General features: G+C 64.6%; 23 protein-coding genes. 13 read left to right on the top strand and 10 right to left on the bottom strand.

Features of this window, described 5'->3' with window-relative positions; genetic code table 11:
- Both JQ617_RS08895 and JQ617_RS08890 read right to left on the bottom strand, forming a co-directional pair.
- The coding region (locus tag JQ617_RS08895) for a methyl-accepting chemotaxis protein (RefSeq protein ID WP_212025922.1) at positions 1 to 1,566 on the bottom strand (1,566 nt) is incomplete at its 3' end.
- A 270-nt stretch (positions 1,567 to 1,836) separates the two neighbouring features.
- Complete coding sequence (locus tag JQ617_RS08890) at positions 1,837 to 3,531, bottom strand: methyl-accepting chemotaxis protein (protein ID WP_212025921.1); 1,695 nt, start codon at positions 3,529 to 3,531, stop codon at positions 1,837 to 1,839.
- Between JQ617_RS08890 and JQ617_RS08885 the strand changes: the two genes are divergently transcribed.
- Positions 3,514 to 3,837 (top strand): hypothetical protein, encoded by a 324-nt coding sequence (locus JQ617_RS08885; protein WP_212025920.1) that lies wholly within the window; start codon positions 3,514 to 3,516, stop codon positions 3,835 to 3,837. The genes JQ617_RS08890 and JQ617_RS08885 overlap by 18 nt on opposite strands.
- 93 nt (positions 3,838 to 3,930) lie before the next feature.
- On the opposite strand, the gene JQ617_RS08880 is transcribed toward JQ617_RS08885, so the two are convergent.
- From JQ617_RS08880 to tyrS, 3 genes are all read right to left on the bottom strand, one after another.
- On the bottom strand, positions 3,931 to 4,335 hold the full coding sequence (locus tag JQ617_RS08880) for a DoxX family protein (protein ID WP_212025919.1): 405 nt from the start codon (positions 4,333 to 4,335) through the stop codon (positions 3,931 to 3,933).
- A gap of 216 nt (positions 4,336 to 4,551) precedes the next feature.
- On the bottom strand, positions 4,552 to 5,823 hold the full coding sequence (locus JQ617_RS08875; protein WP_212025918.1) for an MFS transporter: 1,272 nt from the start codon (positions 5,821 to 5,823) through the stop codon (positions 4,552 to 4,554).
- Between the two features lie 56 nt (positions 5,824 to 5,879).
- Positions 5,880 to 7,133 carry a tyrosine--tRNA ligase gene (gene tyrS, locus JQ617_RS08870; protein WP_212025917.1) on the bottom strand — a complete coding sequence of 418 codons (1,254 nt, stop codon included), beginning with the start codon at positions 7,131 to 7,133 and terminating at the stop codon, positions 5,880 to 5,882.
- A gap of 165 nt (positions 7,134 to 7,298) precedes the next feature.
- Here tyrS and JQ617_RS08865 point away from each other — a divergent pair, with 165 nt between their 5' ends.
- From JQ617_RS08865 to JQ617_RS08855, 3 genes are all read left to right on the top strand, one after another.
- Positions 7,299 to 8,402, top strand: a complete 1,104-nt coding sequence (locus JQ617_RS08865) for an anhydro-N-acetylmuramic acid kinase (RefSeq protein WP_212025916.1) — start codon at positions 7,299 to 7,301, stop codon at positions 8,400 to 8,402.
- A gap of 93 nt (positions 8,403 to 8,495) precedes the next feature.
- Positions 8,496 to 9,173: a glutathione S-transferase family protein gene (locus JQ617_RS08860; protein ID WP_212025915.1), complete on the top strand. Its 678-nt coding sequence runs from the start codon at positions 8,496 to 8,498 to the stop codon at positions 9,171 to 9,173.
- Positions 9,174 to 9,183: 10 nt separating this feature from the next.
- A complete protein-coding gene (locus tag JQ617_RS08855; RefSeq protein ID WP_063683739.1) occupies positions 9,184 to 9,507 on the top strand; it encodes a DMT family transporter in 324 nt (107 codons plus the stop codon).
- Between the two features lie 122 nt (positions 9,508 to 9,629).
- Here the strand turns inward: JQ617_RS08855 and JQ617_RS08850 are convergent, their stop codons facing one another.
- Together JQ617_RS08850 and JQ617_RS08845 are read right to left on the bottom strand one after the other, a co-directional pair.
- The gene (locus JQ617_RS08850) at positions 9,630 to 10,277 is read right to left on the bottom strand and encodes an alpha/beta hydrolase (RefSeq protein ID WP_008143006.1); all 648 of its coding nucleotides are present in this window, start codon (positions 10,275 to 10,277) and stop codon (positions 9,630 to 9,632) included.
- Between the two features lie 355 nt (positions 10,278 to 10,632).
- Positions 10,633 to 11,586 (bottom strand): LytTR family DNA-binding domain-containing protein, encoded by a 954-nt coding sequence (locus JQ617_RS08845; protein ID WP_212025914.1) that lies wholly within the window; start codon positions 11,584 to 11,586, stop codon positions 10,633 to 10,635.
- 44 nt (positions 11,587 to 11,630) lie between these two features.
- On the opposite strand from JQ617_RS08845, the gene JQ617_RS08840 reads away from it, so the two are divergent.
- The 9 genes from JQ617_RS08840 to JQ617_RS08800 all read left to right on the top strand — a co-directional run bounded on the left by JQ617_RS08840 (position 11,631) and on the right by JQ617_RS08800 (position 20,440).
- Entirely contained in the window at positions 11,631 to 12,824 is a 1,194-nt protein-coding gene (locus tag JQ617_RS08840) for an acyltransferase family protein (protein ID WP_212025913.1), read from the top strand.
- Between the two features lie 50 nt (positions 12,825 to 12,874).
- Positions 12,875 to 14,014 carry a cysteine desulfurase family protein gene (locus tag JQ617_RS08835; protein ID WP_212025912.1) on the top strand — a complete coding sequence of 380 codons (1,140 nt, stop codon included), beginning with the start codon at positions 12,875 to 12,877 and terminating at the stop codon, positions 14,012 to 14,014.
- Between the two features lie 113 nt (positions 14,015 to 14,127).
- Positions 14,128 to 15,624, top strand: a complete 1,497-nt coding sequence (gene sufB, locus JQ617_RS08830) for a Fe-S cluster assembly protein SufB (protein ID WP_063683736.1) — start codon at positions 14,128 to 14,130, stop codon at positions 15,622 to 15,624.
- 61 nt (positions 15,625 to 15,685) lie between these two features.
- Complete coding sequence (gene sufC / locus JQ617_RS08825; protein ID WP_063683735.1) at positions 15,686 to 16,438, top strand: Fe-S cluster assembly ATPase SufC; 753 nt, start codon at positions 15,686 to 15,688, stop codon at positions 16,436 to 16,438.
- Positions 16,439 to 16,449: 11 nt separating this feature from the next.
- Positions 16,450 to 17,754 carry a Fe-S cluster assembly protein SufD gene (gene sufD / locus JQ617_RS08820; protein WP_212025911.1) on the top strand — a complete coding sequence of 435 codons (1,305 nt, stop codon included), beginning with the start codon at positions 16,450 to 16,452 and terminating at the stop codon, positions 17,752 to 17,754.
- A complete protein-coding gene (locus tag JQ617_RS08815) occupies positions 17,751 to 18,998 on the top strand; it encodes a cysteine desulfurase (protein WP_212025910.1) in 1,248 nt (415 codons plus the stop codon). The genes sufD and JQ617_RS08815 overlap by 4 nt, the downstream gene beginning before the upstream one ends.
- The gene (locus tag JQ617_RS08810; RefSeq protein ID WP_063683732.1) at positions 18,995 to 19,366 is read left to right on the top strand and encodes an SUF system Fe-S cluster assembly protein; all 372 of its coding nucleotides are present in this window, start codon (positions 18,995 to 18,997) and stop codon (positions 19,364 to 19,366) included. The genes JQ617_RS08815 and JQ617_RS08810 overlap by 4 nt, the downstream gene beginning before the upstream one ends.
- Before the next feature lie 49 nt (positions 19,367 to 19,415).
- Complete coding sequence (locus JQ617_RS08805) at positions 19,416 to 19,814, top strand: HesB/IscA family protein (protein ID WP_082884857.1); 399 nt, start codon at positions 19,416 to 19,418, stop codon at positions 19,812 to 19,814.
- Between the two features lie 182 nt (positions 19,815 to 19,996).
- A complete protein-coding gene (locus JQ617_RS08800; RefSeq protein ID WP_212025909.1) occupies positions 19,997 to 20,440 on the top strand; it encodes a TfoX/Sxy family protein in 444 nt (147 codons plus the stop codon).
- A gap of 60 nt (positions 20,441 to 20,500) precedes the next feature.
- Here JQ617_RS08800 and fabA read toward each other — a convergent pair whose 3' ends face one another.
- From fabA to JQ617_RS08785, 3 genes are all read right to left on the bottom strand, one after another.
- Positions 20,501 to 21,031 (bottom strand): bifunctional 3-hydroxydecanoyl-ACP dehydratase/trans-2-decenoyl-ACP isomerase, encoded by a 531-nt coding sequence (fabA, locus tag JQ617_RS08795; RefSeq protein WP_212025908.1) that lies wholly within the window; start codon positions 21,029 to 21,031, stop codon positions 20,501 to 20,503.
- A 176-nt stretch (positions 21,032 to 21,207) separates the two neighbouring features.
- Positions 21,208 to 22,275 carry a GGDEF domain-containing protein gene (locus JQ617_RS08790; RefSeq protein ID WP_212025907.1) on the bottom strand — a complete coding sequence of 356 codons (1,068 nt, stop codon included), beginning with the start codon at positions 22,273 to 22,275 and terminating at the stop codon, positions 21,208 to 21,210.
- Positions 22,276 to 22,440: 165 nt separating this feature from the next.
- Positions 22,441 to 23,967, bottom strand: coding sequence for a DEAD/DEAH box helicase (locus JQ617_RS08785; protein ID WP_212025906.1), 1,527 nt, complete (start codon positions 23,965 to 23,967; stop codon positions 22,441 to 22,443).
- Positions 23,968 to 24,095: the final 128 nt, after the last annotated feature.

Here is a 24,095-nt window from a genome sequence, read left to right as displayed (position 1 = left end):
GACCCCGCCGATATTGGTGGTGACCTCCTTGGTCGCTTCCGCGGTCTGGGAGACGCTGCGGGCGATCTCGGCGGTGGCGGCGCCTTGCTCCTCGATGGCAGCGCCGATCGAGGTGGCGATGCGGCTGACCTCTTCGATGGTGGCGGTGATGCCGCCGATGGCGTCGACGGCCTCTTTGGTCGCGCCCTGGATCTGGGCGATCTTGTCGCCGATCTCACGCGTCGCTTCCGCGGTCTGGCTCGCCAGCGACTTCACCTCGGAGGCGACCACGGCAAAGCCGCGGCCGGCTTCGCCCGCACGCGCCGCCTCGATGGTGGCGTTGAGTGCGAGCAGATTGGTCTGCGCCGCGATGCTGGAGATCAGCTCGGCGACATGCTCGATCTGCTGGGCGCCGTCGGAAAGCGCGCGCACGATGGTGTCGGTGCGGCGGGCGCTGTCCACGGCGCGGCCGGTGACCTCGGCGGACTGCGCGACCTGGCGGCTGATCTCGGTGATGGAGGAGGAGAGCTCCTCGGCGGCAGCGGCGACCGTCTGGACGCGCGTGCTGGCTTCGGTGGCGGCCGAGCCGACCACGGCGGCGCGGCGGTTGGTGCCCTCGGCGGTGGATGACATCGACTTGGCGGTGGTCTCGAGCTCGCCGGAGCCGGAGGCCATCAGGCCGACGAGCTGGCCGACCGAGGCGTCGAAACGATCGGCGAGCGAGATCAGGGCGTCGCGCTTCTCCTGCTCGCTGCGGGTCTTGGCGGCGACCTGTTCGGCCTCGAGGTTACGCGCCGTGAGCGCGGTCTGCCGGAGCACTTCGAGGGTCTCGGCCATGCGGCCGATCTCGTCGCCGCGATCGGTCTCCTCGACCGGCTTGTCGATGGCGCCTTCGGAAATTGCCTGCATCCGGTTCTTCTGGCGGTCGAGGGCGCTGAGCACGTCGCGAGCGATCAGCCAGGACAGCGTCGCCATCAGCAGCATCAGGCCGACGCCGATCGCAGCCAGCTCCAGCGTCAGGGCACGCACGTCGGCGTCGATGTCGTCGACATAGAGGCCATAGGCAATCGCGACGTTCCAGGGGGCAAAGTAACGCGCGAACACCAGCTTGCGAACCGGAACGGTCTCGCCCGGACGCGGGAAGAGATAGGACAGGATGGCGCCTTCAGGGGCCTGCCTGGCGGTGTTGACGGTGGCGTCGCCGATCACGATGCCATTGGCATCCTTGATGCCGTTGTTCTTGCCCTCGAGCTGAGGCGCGCCGCCGTTCATCATGACGGTCGAGTCGGCGGTGTAGACGACGGGATAGCCCTGGCCGCCGCCAAACTTCATCTGCCGGCCGCGCAGCTTGAACTGGGCCTGCGCATCGGCGAGCGTCATCTTGCCGTTCGTGACATCGTCCTGGAGCGATTGCGCGAAGCCGTGCAGCAGGTCGACTGCTGTCTGCATCTGTCGTGCGCGATCGTCGAGCATGCGGGTCTTGCTGAGATGCGCCGACGCAACGATGAGCGCCATGACCGTGAGCGCCGCAAGACAGACCATGCTTGTGAGCTTGGTGCGGATCTTCAGATGGCTGAGCAGTGTCATGACGGCCTCGAGAACGGTTGTAGAATGCTTGTTCTCGCGCAGCCGTATCAGGAAGTACTTACCATTCCTGAATGCAGGGGATGGCGCGTTCAGGCGCGCCGCAATTCGCGCAACCGTGGACACGCATATGCAGACGTGCAGCCAACGCCTGCGGCGACGTGTCCAAAAAAGATATGGATCGCGATCGTGTTTACGCCGCCGAGCGCCGGCTCAAGCGATGCATCGATTCGTCGATGCATCGTCATGTTCGAGCCACAGATGTCGCGCTGCTTACGCCGCCCGCACGCCTGCGAGGAACGTCCCGACTTCGCCGGAGAGCTGCTCGGCCTGCTTGGAGAGATTGGAGGCCGCCGCGAGCACCATGCCGGCGGCATTGCCGGTTTCGTTCGCCGCCGTGCTGACCCCGCCGATATTGGTGGTGACCTCCTTGGTCGCTTCCGCGGTCTGGGAGACGCTGCGGGCGATCTCGGCGGTGGCGGCGCCTTGCTCCTCGATGGCAGCGCCGATCGAGGTGGCGATGCGGCTGACCTCTTCGATGGTGGCGGTGATGCCGCCGATGGCGTCGACGGCCTCTTTGGTCGCGCCCTGGATCTGGGCGATCTTGTCGCCGATCTCACGCGTCGCTTCCGCGGTCTGGCTCGCCAGCGACTTCACCTCGGAGGCGACCACGGCAAAGCCGCGGCCGGCTTCGCCCGCACGCGCCGCCTCGATGGTGGCGTTGAGTGCGAGCAGATTGGTCTGCGCCGCGATGCTGGAGATCAGCTCGGCGACATGCTCGATCTGCTGGGCGCCGTCGGAAAGCGCGCGCACGATGGTGTCGGTGCGGCGGGCGCTGTCCACGGCGCGGCCGGTGACCTCGGCGGACTGCGCGACCTGGCGGCTGATCTCGGTGATGGAGGAGGAGAGCTCCTCGGCGGCAGCGGCGACCGTCTGGACGCGCGTGCTGGCTTCGGTGGCGGCCGAGCCGACCACGGCGGCGCGGCGGTTGGTGCCCTCGGCGGTGGATGACATCGACTTGGCGGTGGTCTCGAGCTCGCCGGAGCCGGAGGCCATCAGGCCGACGAGCTGGCCGACCGAGGCGTCGAAACGATCGGCGAGCGAGATCAGGGCGTCGCGCTTCTCCTGCTCGCTGCGGGTCTTGGCGGCGACCTGTTCGGCCTCGAGGTTACGCGCCGTGAGCGCGGTCTGCCGGAGCACTTCGAGGGTCTCGGCCATGCGGCCGATCTCGTCGCCGCGATCGGTCTCCTCGACCGGCTTGTCGATGGCGCCTTCGGAAATTGCCTGCATCCGGTTCTTCTGGCGGTCGAGCGCGCCGAGCACGTCGCGGGCGATCAGCCAGGACAATGTCGCCATCAGCAGCATCAGGCCGACGCCGATCGCGGCCAGTTCCAGCGTCAGGGCCCGCACGTCGGCGTCGATGTCGTCGACATAGAGGCCGTAGCTGATCGTTGCGTTCCATGGCGCGAACTTGCGCGCGAACACGGTCTTGCGCACGGGCTCGGTCTGGCCGGGGCGGGGATACAGATAGGAGGCGACGCCGCCCTGGGGATTTTGGGCCGCGACGTTCATGATCGCGTCGGCGATCATGATGCCGTTGGAATCGACGGCGCCGGTGATCTTGCCTTCGAGCTGCTTGTTGGCGCCGTTCACGAACAGCGAGGTGTCGGGATTGTAGACGACCGGATAGCCCTGGCCGCCGTTGAAGCTCATGCGCCGTCCGCGCTCGTGGAAACGGGCCTTGGCGTCGTCCAGCGTCAGCTTGCCCGCGGTGACATCTTCCTGCAGCGACTGCGCATAGTTGTAGAGGAGTTCCACCGCGGTCCGCATCTGCTGGACGCGGTCTTCCATCATGCGGCTCTTGCTGAGGACAGCCGATACGCCGATGATGGCCGTCACCGTGAGCGCTGCGAGGCAGACCATGCTCGCGAGCTTGGTGCGGATCTTCAGGTGGCTGAGCAGCTTCATCGCGGCCTCTACGAAATGGTTGTTATTGCTCGCGTCGGTAGCATGAAATTCTTACCATTCATGAATGGACGCGTGCGGCGCCCCGCCGCGCGCGACGGAATCCGCAGCCAAATGCTCAATTCTGCAGGCAAAACGCGCGTGTCGGGCGTCCGCCGATGCGGGGGCGCCGGAAAATCGGCCCTGGATTTTTGGTCGCTACGGAGTGGAGCTGGACCTGCAATGAATCGATTCGTTCATCGCATCATCATGTCCGTGCTGCTCGTCGCGGCCCTCGTTCTGATCTGGAACGTGCTGGGGGCGCGGTAGTAAAAATGGCATCGGCAGATCTGCCGATGCCATCCGTTACTTGCTGGTTAATCGCGCGAATCGGCTGGTGCGAGCGCGCTGCAGGTCGGGTTGTTAGTCCTTGCCCATCGCTGCATCGGCGCTGACCGAACCGCCGCCGGCCGCCGAGAGATAGAGGCAGGCGAAGCAGAACAGGATCGCAGCGGTGCCGCCGTTGAGCAGCGGCAGGAACACCGGCGTTTCGCCCTTGAACATGTGGCCCATGAAGTAGGCGAAGGCCATTTCACCTGCGAGGATGAAAGCCGCGAGGCGGGTGAACAGGCCGATCATTAGCAGCGCGCCGAGAATGAGCTCGATCGTCCCGGCCGCGTAGATCAGCGGCGGGATGTTGGCGAAGTAGGGAAGCACCGGAAACTTGAACAGCTTGGCGACGCCATACTGGAACAGCAAGAGGCCAGTGATGAAGCGAAACAGGCTCAGCAGAACCGGTTGAAAGCGAGTGAGATAAGGAAAGTTCATTGGTTTGCCCTCCATCCAATGCGCGACTTGGACCGCATTCAGTTCCACCCCGCAAGCGGCTCCACGCCAATTTGCGCTGACATTTTTGTCATGTCGGACAAAACACCGCATCCCGCCGATTCAGCCAAGGTCTATCGGCAATTTTTTCGCGCATTTGTCTCGCGCCGTCCGTAATTTTGCGGTGACGCGAATGCGCTCAGGTTACCCCTGTGAAACCTAGCGCCGCAAGGCGGGCACGATCAGGAATGGAATCATTCCGAGGATGACGCTCGCAAGTGCGAAGGCGAGCAGCGCGTTGTAGCCGTGGGTCGCGTCGTGGATCAGGCCGCCGCTCCAGGAGCCGAACGCCGAACCGAGGCCGCTGCCGATCGAGATGGTGCCGTAGATGGTGCCGACGCGCTTGCCCTGGAAAATCCTCATCGCGGTGGCGCTGATCAGCGGGCCGCGCGAGCCCATCATGCTGCCGAAGCAGACGACGAAACCCGTGAGCAGGACGATGTTCGGATAATACTGAAGCAGCCAGAGCAGACCGATGCCGATGATCGAGATCGCGTAGCTGAGCAGCACCGAGGGCCGACGCCCGATCAGCCCATCGAGCGCGGAGACTCCCAACATTCCGAACACCAGCACGACGCCGGAAAAGCCCCAGGCGGTCGCGGCCTGCAGCGGAGGGAAGCCGGCGTCGATCAGATAGGCCACGATCTGCGCGGCGATGGAATACATGCCGACAGCGGTGAAGAAGAAGGTGGAGAACAGCGCCCAGAAGGCATGGTGTCGCATCGCGCCGAGAAGCGTCCAGCCATTGTCGACGAAATCAGGATCGGTCTTCTTCACGACATGCGGCGAGCCGGCAGCGAACAGCCGCCACGGCAGCAGCAGGAGCGGCACAAGCAGCCCCAAGGCGGTGAAGCCGAACAGCTGGTAGGTGTCGCGCCAGCCGATGTGATCGATCAGGATCTGGGACGCCGGCAGCAGCGCCAGCACGCCGCCGCCCATCGCCGAATACACCACCGACATAGCGGTCGGCAGGCGAGGTCCGAACCAGCGGCCGAGCAGGATCGAGTTCGGCACGATGCCGATGAAGGCGACGCCGATGCCGACGCAGAGGCCGATCGAGAGCTGGAACTGCCACAGATGCTGGGCGTGCGCCGCAATCAGGAAGGCCGCGCCGAGCAGCAGCAGCCCGACTGCATAGACGATCCGCGGTCCCGAATGGTCGAACAGCCGTCCGACGAAGGGCGCGGTGAGGCCGCTCGCCAGCCAGGTGAGCGAATAGACCGAGACGATCTGCGCACGGTCCCAGCCGAAACTTTCCGAGATCGGCTTGAGGAACACCGTGAAGCTGTCGCCGAGCCCGCGGCCGAGCACGGCCAGCGTGAAGCAGAGTGCGAGCACGGTGAGCGCGATGCGCACGGCGCCGTGTGTCGTCGCCACGACGCCTTCGCGATGCTTATCCTTGCTCGCTTCCCTGGGCGTGTTCTGGTCCATTGCCTATCAGGGAGCGCGCATCCGCGCGCCCTGACAAGCATCAAAAGCTCATACGCCTATGCAGGCCTGATGAGGACGTGCTTCTTCTTGCCGAAGGACAGCTTGACCACGCCTTCGGGCGTCAGATTGGCCGCCGAGAGCACCATCTTCTCGTCGGTGACAGGCTCGTCGTTGACGCGCAGGCCGCCGCCCTTGATCTGGCGGCGTGCTTCGCCGTTGGAGGCGACGAGGCCGGCCTTGACGAACGCGTTGAGCACGCCGATCCCGGCTTCGAGTTCGCCGCGCGGAATTTCAACGGTCGGCAGACTCTCCGCGAGCGCACCTTCCTCGAAGGTGCGGCGCGCGGTTTCGGCGGCCTCGTTTGCTGCGTCGCGGCCGTGCAGCAGCGCGGTCGCCTCGGTGGCGAGCACCTTCTTGGCCTCGTTGATCTCCGAGCCGCCGAGCGCCTCGAGCTTTTTGATCTCAGCCATCGGCAGCGTCGTGAACAGTTTGAGGAACTTGCCGACGTCGGCGTCCTCGGTGTTGCGCCAGTACTGCCAGAAATCATAGGGCGAGAACTGGTCGGCGTTGAGCCACACCGCGCCTTGCGCGGTCTTGCCCATCTTGGCACCCGACGCCGTCGTCAGCAGCGGCGTCGTCAGCGCGAACAATTGGTGGGTGCCCATGCGGCGGCCGAGATCGACGCCCATGATGATGTTGCCCCACTGGTCGGAACCGCCCATCTGCAGTTTGCAGCCGGTGCGCTTGGCGAGCTCGACGAAGTCGTAGGCCTGGCAGACCATGTAGTTGAACTCGATGAAGCTCATCTCCTGCTCGCGCTCGAGGCGCAGCCGCACGGAGTCCATCGTCAGCATGCGGTTGACCGAGAAGTGCCGGCCGACGTCGCGCAGCATCTCGATCCAGTTCAGCTTGGTCAGCCACTCCGCATTGTCGAGCATGATGGCGTCGCTCTTGCCGTCGCCATAGTTGAGCACCTTGGCGAACACACCGCGGATCGATGCCTTGTTGGCCTCGATCTCGGCGACGGTGCGCATCGCGCGCGTCTCGTCCTTGCCGGAGGGGTCGCCCACCATGGTGGTGCCGCCGCCCATCAGGGTGATCGGCTTGTTGCCGGACTGCTGCAGCCAGTGCAGCATCATCATGGTCAGGTAGTTGCCGATATGCAGCGAGCGGGCGGTGCAATCGTAGCCGACATAGGCGGTCGCCTCGCCCTTGGCGGCGAGCGCGTCCAGCCCCTCGAAATCGGAGCACTGGTGGATGAAACCACGTTCCTGCAGGGTGTTGAGGAAATCCGATTTAAAAGCAGTCATCTGTCGGCATGCCTGACAATTCTTGGTTTACTGTTTTGGGAGCAATTTAAGGGTCTTCCGTGGGAACTCGATTGCTGCCCGCCACTTGGCGCTGTGGCATTATAAGATGTGTCCCTCTGGCACAAGATCGGCATGCCAGAGGAGGTGTTTTGAGGACGCTGATCCATGATGTTAACGGCACTCGGTTTGATGAGCGGCACCTCGCTGGACGGGGTCGATGTCGCGCTGATCGAAACCGATGGAAAGCTGGTGAAGGCGTTCGGGCCCGCCGGGTACCGGCCCTATAGCCCGGCTGAGCGCAACCTGCTGCGCCAGGCGCTGACCGAAGCCGTGCACCTGTCGCAGCGCGACGCCCGGCCCGGGGTGCTGGCCGAGGCCGAACGCGCCGTGACGCTGGCCCATGCCGAGGCGGTCGCCGCCTTCGTCGCCCAGAACCGGATGCGGCCCGAGGACATCGACATCGTCGGCTTCCATGGCCAGACAGTGCTGCACCGTCCCGAGAAGCGGCTGACGGTGCAGATCGGCGATGCGCCGGCACTGGCGAGGGCAATCCATATCCCCGTGATGTATGATTTCCGCGCCGCCGACGTCGAAGCGGGCGGGCAGGGCGCGCCGTTCGTGCCGGTCTACCACCGGGCGCTCGCGAACTCGCTGGACCGCGAGGGACCGATCGTCGTGGTCAATATCGGCGGCGTCTCCAACATCACCTATATCGACGGCAACGACACGCTGATCGCCTGCGATACCGGGCCGGGCAACGCCCTGCTCGACGATTTCATGTACCGCACCATGAACCAGGCCTTCGATGCCGAAGGCAAATTCGCGGCGCTCGGCAAGGCGGACGAGGCCTGGATCGCGCGGGCGCTCGAATTGCCGTTCTTCGCCGCGCCGCCGCCGAAATCGCTCGACCGCAACGATTTCGCCGCGCTCAAGCTCGGCGACGTCCAGCCGGCCGACGGCGCGGCGACGCTGACCGCCTTCACTGCGGCTGCGATCGCCCGTGTCATTCCGCTGTTGCCGCGGCGGCCGCGGAGCTGGATCGTCTGCGGCGGTGGTGCCGGCAACCTGACCATGCTGCGGATGCTGCGAGACCGTGTCGGGTCGGCCACCGTCGAAGCCGCCGAGACGCTCGGCTGGGCCTCCGACGCCATCGAAGCGCAAGCCTTCGGCTTCCTCGCCGCGCGCGGCCTGAAGGGCCTGCCGCTGTCCTATCCGGCTACCACGGGGGTGCCGATGCCGATGACCGGCGGGGTGATCGCGCGGCCCTGAGGGGGAGTGGTTCATGCAATTGCATGGAACTTGACGGTGCATGCAAATGCATCTATCTTGGATGCAGTTGCATCGAACCGCCGGGATCGCGCCATGACCGCTTCACTGAAACTCATCAGCCACAAGCTTTGCCCTTACGTGCAGCGTGCCGTGATCGCGCTGAAAGAGAAGGGCGTGCCGTTCGAGCGGATCGACATCGATCTCGCCAACAAGCCCGATTGGTTCCTCAAACTCTCGCCGCTCGGCAAGGTGCCGGTGCTGGTGGTGACGACTGACAAGGGCGAGGTCGCGCTGTTCGAAAGCAACGTCATCTGCGAGTACATCGAGGAGACGCAAGGCGGCAGAAAACTGCACCCGGTGGATGCGCTCACGCGGGCCGAACATCGTGCCTGGATGGAATTCGGCTCGGCGATCCTGGGCGACCTCTGGGGCCTGGAGACGACGACCGATCCGGCGACGTTCGAAAGCAAGCGACAGGCGCTGGTCGCAAAATTCGCGCGCGTCGAGGCGGCGCTTGGCGCGGGGCCTTATTTCGCAGGCGAGGCGTTCAGTCTCGTCGATGCCGTGTTCGCGCCGGTCTTCCGCTATTTCGACCTGTTCGACGAACTGACCGAGCACGGCATCTTTAGGGATGTGCCGAAGGTCCGGGCCTGGCGCGCCGAGCTTGCAAAACGCCCGAGCGTGCGCACCGCGGTCGGGGAGGACTATCCGCAATTGCTGCGCGCGTTCCTCGTTCGCCACGACGCGCATCTGCTCAAGCTCGCGGCCTGAGCGCACGCCGATGTCACAATCCCTGGCCTGGCTGATGCTGGTGATCGCGGGCGCGCTCGACGTCGGCTGGGCGATCTCGATGAAGTACGCGGAAGGCTACACGCGCGTGGGCTGGAGCATCGTCTCGCTGGTGCTGCTCGCCGCCTTCGTCTTCCTGCTCGGGCGGGCCCTAAAGGTGCTCGAGGTTGGCGTCGCCTATTCGGTGTGGACCGGCATCGGTGCGGCCGGCACCTTCGTGATGGGCGTCGCTCTGTTCGGGGAGACATTGAGCGCGATGAAGCTTGCGGGCATCGCGCTCGTGTTGATGGGGATCGTTGCGCTCAAGCTGGCTTGAGCGGCTTGCTCAGTCCCGTAGCCCGGATGGAGCGCAGCGCAATCCGGGGTCTTGCCGCAAGCGACAGCGGTCCCGGATTTCGCTGCGCTCCATCCGGGCTACAAGGCTGCAGCTAGAAAACGTCAGCGCACGTTGGCGAGGCGCATGTCGAGATACGCCGTGATGGTTTCCATCAGCGGCTCGAGCTTGGCGTCGAAGAAGTGGTTGGCGCCGGGGATGACCTGCTGGTCGATCACGATGCCCTTCTGCGTCTTCAGCTTCTCGACCAGCGTGTTGACGTCCTTGGGCGGCACCACCGCATCCTTCTCGCCATGCACGATCAGACCCGATGACGGGCAGGGCGCGAGGAACGAGAAGTCGTAGAGGTTCGCCGGCGGCGCGATCGAGATGAAGCCCTCGACCTCGGGACGGCGCATCAGGAGCTGCATGCCGATCCAGGCGCCGAAGGAGAAGCCGGCGACCCAGCAGGCGCGCGCTTCGGGATTGATGGTCTGCGCCCAGTCGAGGGCTGCGGCCGCATCCGACAATTCGCCGGTGCCGTGGTCGAACGAGCCCTGGCTGCGGCCGACGCCGCGGAAGTTGAAGCGCAGCACCGAGAAGCCGCGATGCGCGAAGGCGTAGTAGCACTGGTACACGATCTGATGATTCATCGTGCCGTGAAACTGCGGGTGCGGGTGCAGGATCATCGCGATCGGCGCGTTCTTCTGCTTGGCCGGGTGATAGCGGCCTTCGAGACGGCCAGCGGGGCCGGCGAAAATGACTTCAGGCATCGGTGATCTCTTGATTGATGTGCTGGAGCGAGGATCCTCGGCAATCAACCGATTGTGGCCTCATCGACAGCGATGCCGACGAAGGCGCGAATGGAAGGGTGAGAAGGCGTGCGCCTCGCGGTGATGCGCAAACGGCGCGCGGTGACTTGACGGTGCGCGTTCTAACATGGGCGCAGGGGCAAAAAGCAAGCATCTTCGACATCTATCAATGTGATCAAAAGCTTAGCCGGTCATCCCGATGTCATGCCAATGGTTGCGGGACCGGACGAGGCGATGATCGGGATCGGCGTTTCTGGAATAACCGACTGTAATCCCGACTGTTTTATCGGTTGCTGGGCGGGCCGCCGGGGATGATTCACACTGGTTCGGTGCGGCCTCCCAAAGAGGCCACCGCCGGCCGGTAGCGACGGCTCCCTCCAAGGGTCTGCCCGTTGTCGAACGTCAGCTCGAAATCCCCTGACGGTTTGAAGTCCACCCCGCTCACCCGATCGAGGTTGGCAAGTCTGGTTCGGTGCACGCGGACGATGGCGAAACGGGCAAGATCGGTTTCGGTTGCGGCCAGCGTGCCCCGGATCAGGTGTTGGGTGCCGTTTGCGAGGCTGTATTCGATGTAATTGCCGGCCGAGGCGACCCATAGGATGTCGCGCGGTGCGACGCGGATGCGGCTCGCGCCGTCCCGGAGCCAGATCGATTGAGAGGATGGCTGCTCGGGCGGAGCGGTCGGTGCAGACATGGTGGTGTATGCGGCCGCCCTCAGCTCCCGCCGGCTCTCGATCAGCCAGATCGTTGCCCCGAGCAGCGCGGCGGTCACCGCGTCCTTGCGGAACTCGTACAGGACGGTCGTCAGCGAGAAACGGAAGTCGTAAGCGCTTCCCGCGAGCCAGAGCACGAGTTTCCGGAGTCCGACCATGCCGATGATGTGGAGCGCCGAGAAAACGAGCAGGGCGGCCGCGGCGATCCCAATCCGTGCAGCCAGGCTCCGTGCCCGACGTATGCGCCGCACGACCAGCACCGGGATCGGCAGCAGCAGCAGGATGACGACGATGCTCGAGAACTCCCAGAACAGTCGCCGGCCGACATCGTAGCTGCCGCCGCGCCAGGCGGCGTCCTGAGCGCCGGAGAGCGCGTTGACAATGCCGATGGCCAGCGCGATGGCCGCGATCGCAGCGAACATCGTCCAGTCGCCGCGATTGATCCCGCCGCGCCAACCGCTCGTCCCGGCGGGCGGCGCTTGGTCCCCTCGCGTTTGGTTCTGATCCCAAAGCGTCTCGACGCGCTCCGTTTCGGGAGCATTTTGGCTGTCAGCCATGGCCCCAAAACCGCGTTGGTCGTCCCGTCAAGGAGCTGAACACCATGTCAACACCGTCGCAATGTTCGACGTCGGAACGACGAGTCGATCTGGACTGGGTCCGGATTTTAGCCTTCGGTCTCCTGATCTTCTACCACGTCGGCATGCTCTACGTGTCCTGGGGATTTCACATCAAGAGCGAGCACCGGCTGACTTGGCTCGAGCCGGCGATGCTGTTGGTCAATCCCTGGCGGCTGTCGCTGCTGTTTCTGGTGTCCGGGGTGGCCAGCTGCTTCATGCTTGGAAAGCGGCGGCTCGCGGCCTTCGCCCGCGCACGCTCAACGCGACTCCTGGTCCCGCTGATCTTCGGCATGTTCGTGATCGTGCCGCCGCAATCCTACCTCCAGATCGTCGAGAGCCTCGGCTATCCCCAAGGTTTCGCCGATTTCTACCTCCGCCACTATCTGGCGTTCGGCGCGCAATTCTGTCCGAACCCCTGCATCGTGCAGCCGACCTGGAACCATCTTTGGTTTGTGGTCTATCTCTGGGTCTACACGATGGCGTTGGCTGGAGTGCTGTTGGTGTGGCCGGGCGCCGCTGATTGGCTTGGCGGCAGGCTCGCGATCGCGCTCACTGGCCCGTGGCTGCTGGCGCTGCCGTGCCTGCTGTTTGCAGCCTGGCGGTTGTTCCTGTTCCCGAACTTCCCGTCGACACATGCTTTGTTCGGCGACTGGTACAACCATGCGGATTTTGCGAGCACGTTCCTGATCGGCTTCATGTTCGCACGCCAGGACGGCATCTGGTGCGACATCGAGCGGCAACGATGGATGGCGCTGACGGTTGCTGCTGCGTGCTTCGTCGCCTTCATCCTCGTTTATGCCGGTTTGCTCCCGCGCTCGCCGATGCTGAGATGGTTCGCCGGCCTGGCCTATGGCTGCTACCAGTGGCTGGCCATGGTCGCCGTGCTGGGCTTCGCGCGACGCCATCTGACCACGGATGGCCCCGTGCGGCGCTATCTGACCGATGCGATCTTTCCCTATTACATCGTGCATCAGACCGCGATCATCATGATTGCACACGCGCTGCGGGGCAGTGGGCTGTCAGCCGGAACCGAAGCCGCCATCGTGATATCAGGCACCGCGCTCACCTGCCTGGTCAACTACGAGATCGCGCGGCGGATCGGCTGGCTGCGCCCGTTGTTCGGATTGCGCACGCAGCCCCGAGCCTCGGTCGGAGTAGCGCAGCGACAGCCGGCCTGATGTGCGCCGGCACCGATTGGCGCGATGACAAAAGGTGCTAAGAGGGCGCCATGCCAAGCCGCGTGTATCTCGACTGGAATGCGACGACGCCGCTTCGCCCTGAAGCGCGGGCGGCGATGCTTGCGGCCTGGGACCTGATCGGCAATCCGTCCTCGGTCCATTCCGAGGGCCGCGAGGCGCGGCGGCTGGTCGAGGATGCCCGTGCCGCGCTCGCCGCTGCGGTCGGTGGACTGCCGCGGAATGTGATCTTCACCTCCGCCGGAACCGAGGCCAATGCGCTGGCGCTGTCGCCGGGTCTGCGGGGACCGTCCGGCGGTCCCGTGGAACGGCTGCTGGTCTCGGCCGTCGAGCATGCCTCGGTGCTGGCCGGGGGCCGGTTTGCGGCCGACAAGGTCGGGCTCATCCGGGTGACGCGCTCCGGGGTGATCGATCTCGGCGATCTAGAATCACAGCTCAGGGACGGCCCGCCGACGCTGGTCTCGATCATGGCGGCCAATAACGAAACCGGCGCGCTCCAGCCGGTCGCCGAGGCGGCGCGGGTCGTTCACGCGGCGGGTGGCCTCCTGCATGTCGACGCGATCCAGGCGTTCGGCAAAATTGCTTTCAATATTAACGAGGTAGGCGCAGACCTTGCGACCTTTTCTGCGCACAAGATCGGCGGTCCCAAGGGCGTCGGCGCGCTGGTGGTGACCGAAGGGCTGACTGGGCTGGAACCGGTGCTGCGGGGCGGCGGGCAGGAGCTCAGCCGGCGCGCGGGAACCGAGAATGTCGGTGGCATCGCCGGCTTCGGCGGGGCCGTGAAAACGGCGCTTCAGACTCTGCCTGAGGATACGGAGCGGATGGCAACCCTCAGGAATCGCTTGGAAAATGGCATCCGATTGATCGCCGGCGCGACGGTGTTTTCGGATGAGGTGGAGCGGTTGCCAAATACCGTCTTGTTCACGGCACCCGGCCTCAAGGCCGAGACCGCCGTGATCGGATTTGACCTCGAAGGGGTCGCCGTGTCGTCCGGTTCGGCCTGTTCCTCAGGCAAGGTCCAGCCGTCCCACGTGCTGTCGGCGATGGGGTATGACCCGGCCGTGGCCCAGGGAGCGGTGCGCCTCAGTCTGGGCTGGTCTACGGAACCAGAGGACATCAATAGGGCGTTAGAGGCTTGGCGAAAGCTTGGTAATACCCTACTTAGAGCCTAAGCGACGAAACACGGCTTGAACTGTTCTAAGCCCGTGCTTTCCGCCAAAAAACATCGTAATACTCGTCCGAGTTTGATCCACCGCGGTCCTTGAAACCGCGAGCGGAGGATAGAATGCCAGCCGTGCAAGAGACGGTCGAGCGCGTCAAGCGCATCGACGTCGACCAGTATCGTTATGGGTTTGAGACCCAGATCGAGTCCGACAAGGCGCCCAAGGGGCTGTCGGAAGACATCGTCAAGTTCATCTCCGAGAAGAAGAACGAGCCCGCGTGGATGCTCCAGTGGCGGCTCGAAGCCTATCGGCGCTGGCTGACCATGACCGAGCCGACCTGGGCCCGCGTCGACTATCCCAAGATCGACTTCCAGGACCTCTATTACTACGCCGCGCCGAAGCCGAAGAAGACGGTCTCGTCCCTGGATGAGATCGATCCGGAGATTCTCAAGACCTACGAGAAGCTCGGCATTCCCCTGCGGGAAGTCGCCATGCTCGAAGGCGTCGAGCCGAAGCCCGGCGAGGAAGATCCCGCGCGCCGCAAGATCGCGGTCGACGCTGTCTTCGATTCGGTCTCGGTTGCGACCACATTCAAGGCGGAGCTGAAGAAGGCCGGCGTGATCTTCATGCCGATCTCGGAGGCGATCCGCGAGCACCCTGAACTGGTGCAGAAATATCTGGGCTCGGTGGTTCCGACCTCGGACAATTTCTACGCGACGCTGAACTCGGCGGTGTTCTCGGACGGCTCGTTCGTTTACGTGCCGCCGGGCGTACGCTGCCCGATGGAGCTGTCGACCTATTTCCGCATCAACGAGCGCAACACCGGTCAGTTCGAGCGCACGCTGATCATCGCCGACAAGGGCTCCTACGTCTCCTATCTCGAAGGCTGCACCGCGCCGCAGCGCGACGAGAACCAGCTGCACGCGGCCGTGGTCGAGCTCGTCGCGCTCGACGACGCCGAGATCAAGTACTCGACGGTGCAGAACTGGTACCCCGGCAATTCGGAAGGCAAGGGCGGCATCTACAATTTCGTCACCAAGCGTGGCGACTGCCGTGGCGACCGTTCCAAGATCTCCTGGACCCAGGTCGAGACCGGTTCGGCGATCACCTGGAAGTATCCGAGCTGCATCCTGCGTGGCGACAATTCGAGCGGCGAGTTCTATTCGATCGCGATCTCGAACGGCTTCCAGCAGGTCGACTCGGGCACCAAGATGATCCATCTCGGCAAGAACACGTCGAGCCGCATCATCTCGAAGGGCATCGCGGCCGGCAAGTCGCAGAACACGTATCGTGGTCTCGTCACCGCGCATCGGAAGGCGACGGGCGCGCGCAACTTCACCGCCTGCGATTCGCTGCTGATCGGCGACAAATGCGGCGCGCACACCGTGCCGTATATCGAAGCCAAGAACTCGTCGGCAACGTTCGAGCACGAAGCCACGACCTCGAAGATTTCCGAGGACGTGCTGTTCTACTGTATCCAGCGCGGCCTTAGCCAGGAAGAGGCTGTCGGCCTCGTCGTCAACGGCTTCGTCAAGGACGTGCTGCAGCAACTGCCGATGGAATTTGCGGTGGAAGCGCAGAAGCTGATCTCGATCTCGCTTGAAGGGTCGGTCGGCTAATTGCCGACCCTCGCGGCGCGCTCCGGCGCTCCAACATCAATTGAATAGACTGGATACCAAGATGGCTTTGCTTGAAGTGAAAGACCTCAAGGTTCGTGTCGAGGAGCGTGAGATCCTCCACGGGCTGACCATGACCGTCAACGAGGGCGAGATCCACGCGATCATGGGGCCGAACGGCTCCGGCAAGTCGACGCTCTCCCACGTCATCGCCGGCAAGCCCGGCTACGAGGTCACCGACGGCCAGATCCTGTTCAAGGGCGAGGACCTCCTGGAGATGGCGCCCGAGGAGCGCGCCGCCAAGGGCGTGTTCCTGGCGTTCCAGTATCCGGTCGAGATCCCCGGCGTCACCACCATGAACTTCCTCCGCACCGCGCTCAATGCGCAGCGCAAGGCGCGCGGCGAGAGCGAGCTGATGGTGCCGGACTTCCTGAAGAAAGTCCGCGAGGTCTCGAAGTCGCTGAACATCCCGCAGGACATGCTCAAGCGCGGCGTCAATGTCGGCTTCTCCGGCGGCGAGAAGAAGCGCAACGAGGTGCTGCAGATGGCGCTGTTCGAGCCCAGCCTGTGCATTCTCGACGAGATGGATTCCGGCCTCGACATCGACGCCCTGCGCATCGCGGCCGACGGCGTCAACGCGCTGCACTCGCCCAAGCGCGCGATGGTCGTCATCACCCATTATCAGCGGCTGCTCAACTACATCGTGCCCGACATCGTGCACGTGATGTCGAAGGGCCGTGTCGTGAAGAGCGGCGGCAAGGAACTGGCGCTGGAGCTGGAAGCTTCCGGCTACGCCCAGTTCGAGGACGCCGCGTAAGGAATTTTGCGATGAACGTTGCTGTGGCAAAGACCGGAAACGGCCGCGCGGTGAGCGATCTCTTCGCCAGCGCCGAAGGCCGCTTGCCGGGTTCGCCGGCCGTGGTGGCAGTGCGCCGCGAGGCGTTTGAGACCTATGAGCGTCTCGGCCTGCCGCACCGCCGGATCGAGGAATGGAAATACACCGACCTGCGTGCGCTGGTCGGCGAGGTGCTGCCGCTCGCAGCCAGCCCCGATGCGGCAGCGCTGAAGCGCGCTGCGGAGGCGGTGAAGGCAAATGCGATCGAAGGCGCCCGCAAGCTCGTGCTGGTCGACGGCGTGTTCGCGGCCGATCTCTCCGACGTCAAGGCACTCGCCGGCGAGGTGGGTTTCAAGACGCTGCGCGAAGCCCTGGAAAAGGATGCCGGGCTCCTGAAGACCGCGTCCACCGATGCCGTGATCGCGCTGAACGCCGCGATGGTGACGGATGGCCTGGTGCTCGATATCGCCGCGGGCACGCAGTTGTCCGCGCCGATCCAGATCATCCACGTCGCGACCGCTTCGTCCGCGTCGGCCTTCACCCGTTCGCAGGTCGCGATCGGGAAGGCCGTCCGCGCCACCATCGTCGAGACCTTCGTCGCGGCAGGAGCCAAGGCCTACCAGGTCAACGACGCCGTGATCGTCACGGTCGGCGACGATTCCGACGTCGCGCATATTCGTCTGATGGACGATGCGGCTGATGCAGCGAACATCACGTCGCAGTTCGTGACCATCGGCGCCAACGTCAAATTCAACGTCTTCAACATGACGACGGGCGCGGCCGTCAGCCGTCTGCAGGGCTTCATCACGCTGGCAGGCGAGGGCAGCGAGCTCTCCGCCAACGGCGTCAACCTGCTGCAGAAGACCGAGCATGGCGACACCACGCTGGTGGTCGACCATGCCGTGCCGAACTGCGTCAGCCGCGAAGTCTTCCGTGCCGTGATCGACGATCGCGCCCATTCGGTGTTCCAGGGCCGCATCATCGTCCGTCCCGACGCGCAGAAGACCGACGGCAAGATGATGACGCGTGCGCTGCTGCTCTCGGACGAAGCCGAGGCCGACAACAAGCCCGAGCTCGAGATCTTTGCCGACGACGTCTCCTGCGGCCACGGCGCCACCGCGGGTGCGCTGGACGAGAGCCTGCTGTTCTATCTGAAGGCGCGTGGCCTGCCCGAGAAGCAGGCCCAGGCGCTGCTGATCCAGGCCTTCGTTGGTGAAGCCATCGAGCAGATCGCGGATGATAATCTCCGCGAGCACGTGATCGGTATTGCCGAGCGCTGGTTGGAGCGGCGCCAATGAGCACGCATCCTGCAGTCAAGAACGGCGCCTACGACGTCGCGCGCGTGCGTCAGGACTTTCCGGCGCTCGCCATGCAGGTCTATGGCAAGAAGCTGGTCTATCTCGACAACGCCGCCTCGGCGCAGAAGCCGAGCGCGGTGCTCGACCGCATGACGCAGGCCTATCAATCCGAATACGCCAACGTCCATCGCGGCCTGCATTACCTCGCCAATGCCGCGACCGAAGCCTATGAGGGCGGCCGCACCAAGGTGGCGCAGTTCATCAACGCGCCGCGGACCGAGGAAGTGATCTTCACCCGTAACGCGACCGAGGCGATCAACCTGGTCGCGTCGTCGTGGGGCGGCCCGAATATCAAAGAGGGCGACGAGATCGTCATCTCGATCATGGAGCACCACTCCAACATCGTGCCGTGGCATTTCCTGAGGGAACGCCAGGGCGCCGTGATCAAGTGGGCGCCGGTCGACGACGAGGGCAATTTCCTCGTCGACGAGTTCGAGAAGCTGCTGACGTCGAAGACCAAGCTGGTCGCGATCACGCAGATGTCGAACGCGCTCGGCACCATCGTGCCGATCAAGGAGGTCGTGAAGATCGCCCATGCGCGCGGCATTCCCGTGCTGGTCGACGGCAGCCAGGGCGCGGTGCATCTGCCCGTGGACGTGCAGGACCTCGGCTGCGACTTCTACGTCTTCACCGGTCACAAGGTTTACGGCCCGACCGGCATCGGCGTGCTCTGGGCCAAATACGACCACCTCGTCGCGATGCGCCCCTATAACGGCGGCGGCGAGATGATCCGCGAGGTCTCGCGCGAGGTCGTCACCTATGGCGACCCGCCGCACAAGTTCGAAGCCGGCACGCCCGCGATCGTCGAGGCTGTCGGCCTTGGCGCCGCCATCGACTACGTCAACTCGATCGGCAAGGAGCGCATCGCCGCTCACGAGGCCGATCTCACCGCCTACGCCCAGGAGAAGCTGCGCGAGATCAACTCGCTGCGGCTGATCGGCACCGCGCGCGGCAAGGGCCCGGTGATCTCCTTCGAGCTCAAGGGCGCCCATGCCCACGACGTCGCCACCGTGATCGACCGCCAGGGCATCGCGGTGCGCGCCGGCACCCATTGTGTGATGCCGCTTTTAGAGCGGTTCAACGTCACCGCGACGTGCCGGGCCTCGTTCGGCATGTATAATACACGGGAAGAAGTCGATCATCTGGCACAGGCGCTGCTGAAGGCGCGGGATTTGTTCGCATGAGTGACACGGCCGAAATCAAAGCCAATCCGATGGAGACCCATTCGGCGTTGCCGCCGGAGGAGACCGAGCGGCTCACCACCGAGATCATCGCGGGCCTCAAGACCGTGTTCGATCCGGAAATCCCGGCCGACATCTACGAGCTTGGTCTGATCTACAAGGTCGAGATCAAGGACGACCGTTCCGTCGACGTTCAGATGACGCTGACGACGCCGAACTGCCCGGCGGCCGGCGAGCTGCCGACCATGGTCGAGAACGCGGTCGCCAGCGTTCCCGGCGTCGGCGTGGTCGACGTCAAGGTCGTCTGGGAGCCGCCGTGGTCGCCCGAGCGCATGAGCGACGAGGCGCGCCTCGTGCTGAACATGTGGTGACAGTCTCAACGCGCATTGAATTCGTTCTGCAACGGACCACATAAATAACATGACCCAGGCAACACCAGCATCCTCACCAAAACCCCGGCGGCCGCGCCCGCAGGTGATGCGGCTGACGGATGCCGCGGCCCAGCGCATTTCCGAGCTGACCCAGCGTGCCGACTCCGAGATCGTCGGCTTGCGCGTCGGCGTGAAGAACGGCGGCTGCGCCGGCCAGTCCTACACGGTCGAATACGCCCATGACGTCCGCCCGACCGACGAGGTCGTGGAGGACAAGGGCGTCAAGATCCTCGTCGACCCCAAGGCCGTGCTGTTCCTGCTCGGAACCGAGATGGACTACAAGGCCGACAAGATGCAGGCCCAGTTCGTCTTCAACAACCCCAACCAGATCTCCGCCTGCGGTTGCGGCGAGTCGGTCGAGCTGCGGCCGGCGAAGATCGACGGGTAGCTAAGCCCTCTCCATTCACACCGCCGTCGTCCTGGCGAAAGCCAGGGACCCATACCGCGTGATTTCTCTGTGACGGGTGGTGCTCGCACCACGCTGGCACGACTGGCAGTCTTCGCTAAACTCCTCCCTGGGGTAATGGGTCCTGGCGTTCGCTAGGACGGCATCGGGGAGACAGCTTGGCCATGGACCGCGAATTCCTGATCGACCTGTTCGCCGACTTCGGCCCGGTCACCATCCGCAAGATGTTTTCCGGCCACGGCATCTCCGCCGACGGTACCAATTTTGCGCTGTCGCTGCGTGCCGGCCTGTTCTTGCGCGCCGATGAGGTCACGATCCCGGACTTCGAAGCGGAAGGCTCAAAGCCGTTCCAGTATTCGACCCGCGCCAAGACGGTCGTGGTCAATTCGTACTGGGAGCTGCCCGCACGCCTGTTCGACGATTCCGCGGAGCTGGCGCAATGGGCGAGGGCCGCGCTCGCCGCCGCCCAGCGCGCCAAGGTGAAGAAGCGGCCGAAGGGGAAGAAGGCGGCGAAGAAGGTTGCCCCCAGGAGGTCCGTAGCGAAGAAGGCGGCCAGGAAGACAGTACGTAGGGTGGGCAAAGCGAAGCGTGCCCACCGTTCGAAATAGTTGTCCAGAGATCGTGGGCACGGCGCTTTGCGCCTTTGCCCACCCTACGAGACCGGATGCTCAGTCCACGGCCTTGGTCAAGCCGACCCTCATGTCCTTGGCTGTGAAGACACAGGCACCGTCCGCCAGCACACGGCCGTCGGCAATCCCGAGCACCAGCTTGCCGCGGCGAACCATGCGCATGGCGACCTCGTAGCGCACGCATCGCGTTTCCGGCGTGACAAATCCGGTGGCCTCGACTTCGCCGACGCCGATGGCGCGACCCTTGCCCGGGGAGCCCGACCAACCGAGCCAATAGCCGATCATCTGCCACATCGCGTCGAGCCCAAGGCTTCCGGGCATCATCGGATCGCCGCGGAAATGGCTGTCGAAGAACCAGTGGCCCGGCGCGATGTCGAGTTCGCCGACGATATGGCCCTTTCCGAACGCGCCGCCATCCAAACTGATCTCGGTGATGCGGTCCATCATCAGCATCGGCGGCGCCGGGAGCTGCGCATTGCCGGGCCCGAAATAGCCGCCTTCGCTCGACTTCAGCAGCTCGTCCTTCGTGTACGACGGTTGCGGCGCGTGAAAATCATGAGGGTTGGGCACGACGACAAGTCCTTTGTGGGCTCGGGTGCAGGCGGCCGGTGTCGTGTCAGATGTTGTTCGCCGCGGAGTAATGTCAAGCGAGGGTGCCGTAGGGTGGGCAAAGCGAAGCGTGCCCACGGATTTAGGTGGGCACGGCGCTGTGCGCCTTTGCCCACGCTACGGCAGTTGATGAAAGCTCACGCCACCCGGCTATGGCTCTCGATCGCGAATTCCGGATCGGCTTCGCAGATCACGCGATTGCGGCCGTTGCGCTTGGCGGCGTAGAGGCAGGCGTCGGCGCGTTCGATCAGCGCGTCGGTGTCGTCGCCCGGCTTGAGCATGGAGACGCCGACGGAGATGGTGACGCGGCCGAGGATCTCGCCGGTAGACTTCTTCTTCAATTCCTTCGCCATCACCGCGCGGCGGATGTGATCGGCGACGGTGAGCGCCTGGCGCAGCGCGGTGTTGGGCAGCACCACCGCGAATTCCTCGCCGCCGTAGCGGGCGGTGATGTCCTGGCCCTTGATGGTCTGCTTCAGCGACAGGCCGACGAGCCGCAGCACCTGGTCGCCGGTGAGATGGCCGTAGGAATCGTTGAACGATTTGAAGTGATCGATGTCGAACAGCAGCAGCGACAGCGGTTCGCCCGAAGCGAGCGCGCTCTGCACCGCCATGTCGATCATGCGATCGAAATATTTGCGGTTGCCGAGGCCGGTCAGAGGGTCGGTCAGGCTCTCCGCGCGGATCGCCTCCAGGCTCTGCTGCAAATTGCTGATCTCGTTCTTCGACAGCGTGAGCCGGTCCTCGAGCGCCTTGTTGGTCTCGCGCATCTCGCTGGTCGAACGCAGCAGCGTCTCCACGATCCCCTTGATCTGCTCGCGGCTCTTCGCCGACGACAGCTTTTCGGATGCGCCCGACAGGCTCGCATCGTAGGAGCCGGTCATCCCGAGCGCCTCGCCGAGGACCTTCATCACGTCGTCGATCTCGCCGATGACGCGCGCGCCGACTTTGTCGATGCGGTCGGTGGTCTTGATGTGGGAGAGATAGGTCTCGTAGATCTGCTCGAGATCGCCTTCGGTCAGCTTGCCGTGGCGCGCCAGCGTCTCGTTGATGATCTTGTTGAGCGGGGCGTTGTAGCCCGTCGCGTAGACGTACCAGATCTCGTAATTGCGGGGAATTGCAGTCTGTCGAAGCGAGCGGATCTGACCGAGTGCCACTTCGGCGAACGCCATCGTGCGTTCGTGTTCGTCGAGAACCTTGACCACGGAACATACCCCACAGCGGTCGGTGCGCAATCGACCGCAGCAATGCTTAAATTATGTTCGTAGGCTAATGGACGTTTGTGAACGGCCAGTAAATATACGGTGGCCAATGCATCATAAAAAGTGTGTGGCGCCTCTGCTCAACCGATCCTGAGGCGCCTCGTCGCATCAGGCGCCGGCAGGAGACGAACGCACGGGCCGGAGCAGGAACGCCGGCAGGTGCGAATGATCGCCCGGCTCGGTATCGACCTCGCGCTGGCGGCGCGGCTCGGGGCGGCCGATCGAAGGCACATGCGAATTGTTGGCCTGCTGGCGCGCGCCGCGACGCGGCTCGCCGGCGTGCTTCTCTTCGGAGCGATGCCGCGGTTCGGCGGGCTGCCGTGCTTCCGACGAATGCCTTGCTTCAGAAGCGTGCCTTGGCTCGCCACGCGCTTCGCGCGGCTCGTGGCTGCGTTCGCGATCGCGGCCACCGCGCTGTGGCTTGCCGCGTCCGCCGCGCGAGCGTTCACGATCGCGGCCGCGCGACTCGCGCGGACGATCGCTCTGCTCGCTTGCGTCGGCATTGACTTCGTAATCGCCCTCGGCGCGCGGAATGCTCTGGCCGATCAGCTTCTCGATCGCCACCATCGACTTCTGGTCGAGCGGCGTCACGATCGAGATCGCGGTGCCGGTGCGGCCGGCGCGGCCGGTACGGCCGATGCGGTGGACATAGTCGTCGGCGTGATGGGGGACGTCGAAATTGAAGACGTGGCTGACCTCGGGAATGTCGAGGCCGCGGGCGGCGACATCGGAGGCCACGAGGAGCGGCAGCTCGCCCTTGCGGAACTGGTCGAGCGCGGCCATGCGGGCCGGCTGGTCCATGTCGCCGTGCAGGGCGCCGACGCTGAAGCCGTGCTTCTGCAGCGATTTGTGAACGATCGCGACTTCGCGTTTGCGGTTGCAGAAGATGATCGCGTTCTTGAGGTCCTTGGCCTCGCGCAGCAGGCGGCGGAGCAGCTCGCGCTTCTCATGCGCCTCGCGGCCGGCGGGCACCTGGGCCTGCGTCACGGTCACGGCGGTGGTGGCGGGGCGGGAGACCTCGACCTTCTGCGGATTGTGCAGGAAGGCTTCGGTGATGCGCCGGATTTCCGGCGGCATGGTCGCGGTGAAGAACAGGGTCTGCCGCGTGAAGGGGACGAGCTTGCAGATGCGCTCGATGTCGGGAATGAAGCCCATGTCCAGCATGCGGTCGGCTTCGTCGATCACGAGCAGCTCGACGCCGGTGAGCAGGAGACCGCCGCGCTCGGTGTGGTCGAGCAGGCGGCCGGGGGTGGCGATCAGCACGTCGACGCCGCGCATCAGCTTGGCGTCCTGGTCGCCGAAGGAGACGCCGCCGATCAGCAGGGCGACGTTGAGCTTCTGGCCGGCGCCGTAGCGGTCGAAGTTTTCCTTCACCTGGGCGGCGAGCTCGCGGGTCGGCTCGAGGATCAGCGTGCGCGGCATGCGCGCCCGGGCGCGACCCTTTTCAAGGATGGTGAGCATCGGCAGCACGAAGGCCGCGGTCTTGCCGGTGCCGGTCTGGGCGATGCCGAGCACGTCCTTACGCGCGAGGACGTGGGGGATCGCCTGTTCCTGAATGGGGGTGGGGTTGGTGTAACCGGTGGCCGCCACTGCGGCGAGGACTTTTTCGGACAGTCCGAGATCTGAAAAGGACATTGAGCCTCTGGTCGAAACCGCCGTTCGGAATCGAGGGTAATAAGGCTGGTCGCGTTCCACCCCGAAACGGCGCGCTCTCAAGGAAGCTGGGGGTGCTGACTCACGCGAACAAAGCGCAAGGCTCAGGA

The organism is Bradyrhizobium sp. KB893862 SZCCT0404, from assembly GCF_018130885.1.
GTDB lineage: Bacteria > Pseudomonadota > Alphaproteobacteria > Rhizobiales > Xanthobacteraceae > Bradyrhizobium > Bradyrhizobium stylosanthis.
Note: the sequence above shows the minus strand (reverse complement) of the source record. Positions and strands in the feature narration are given on the sequence as shown.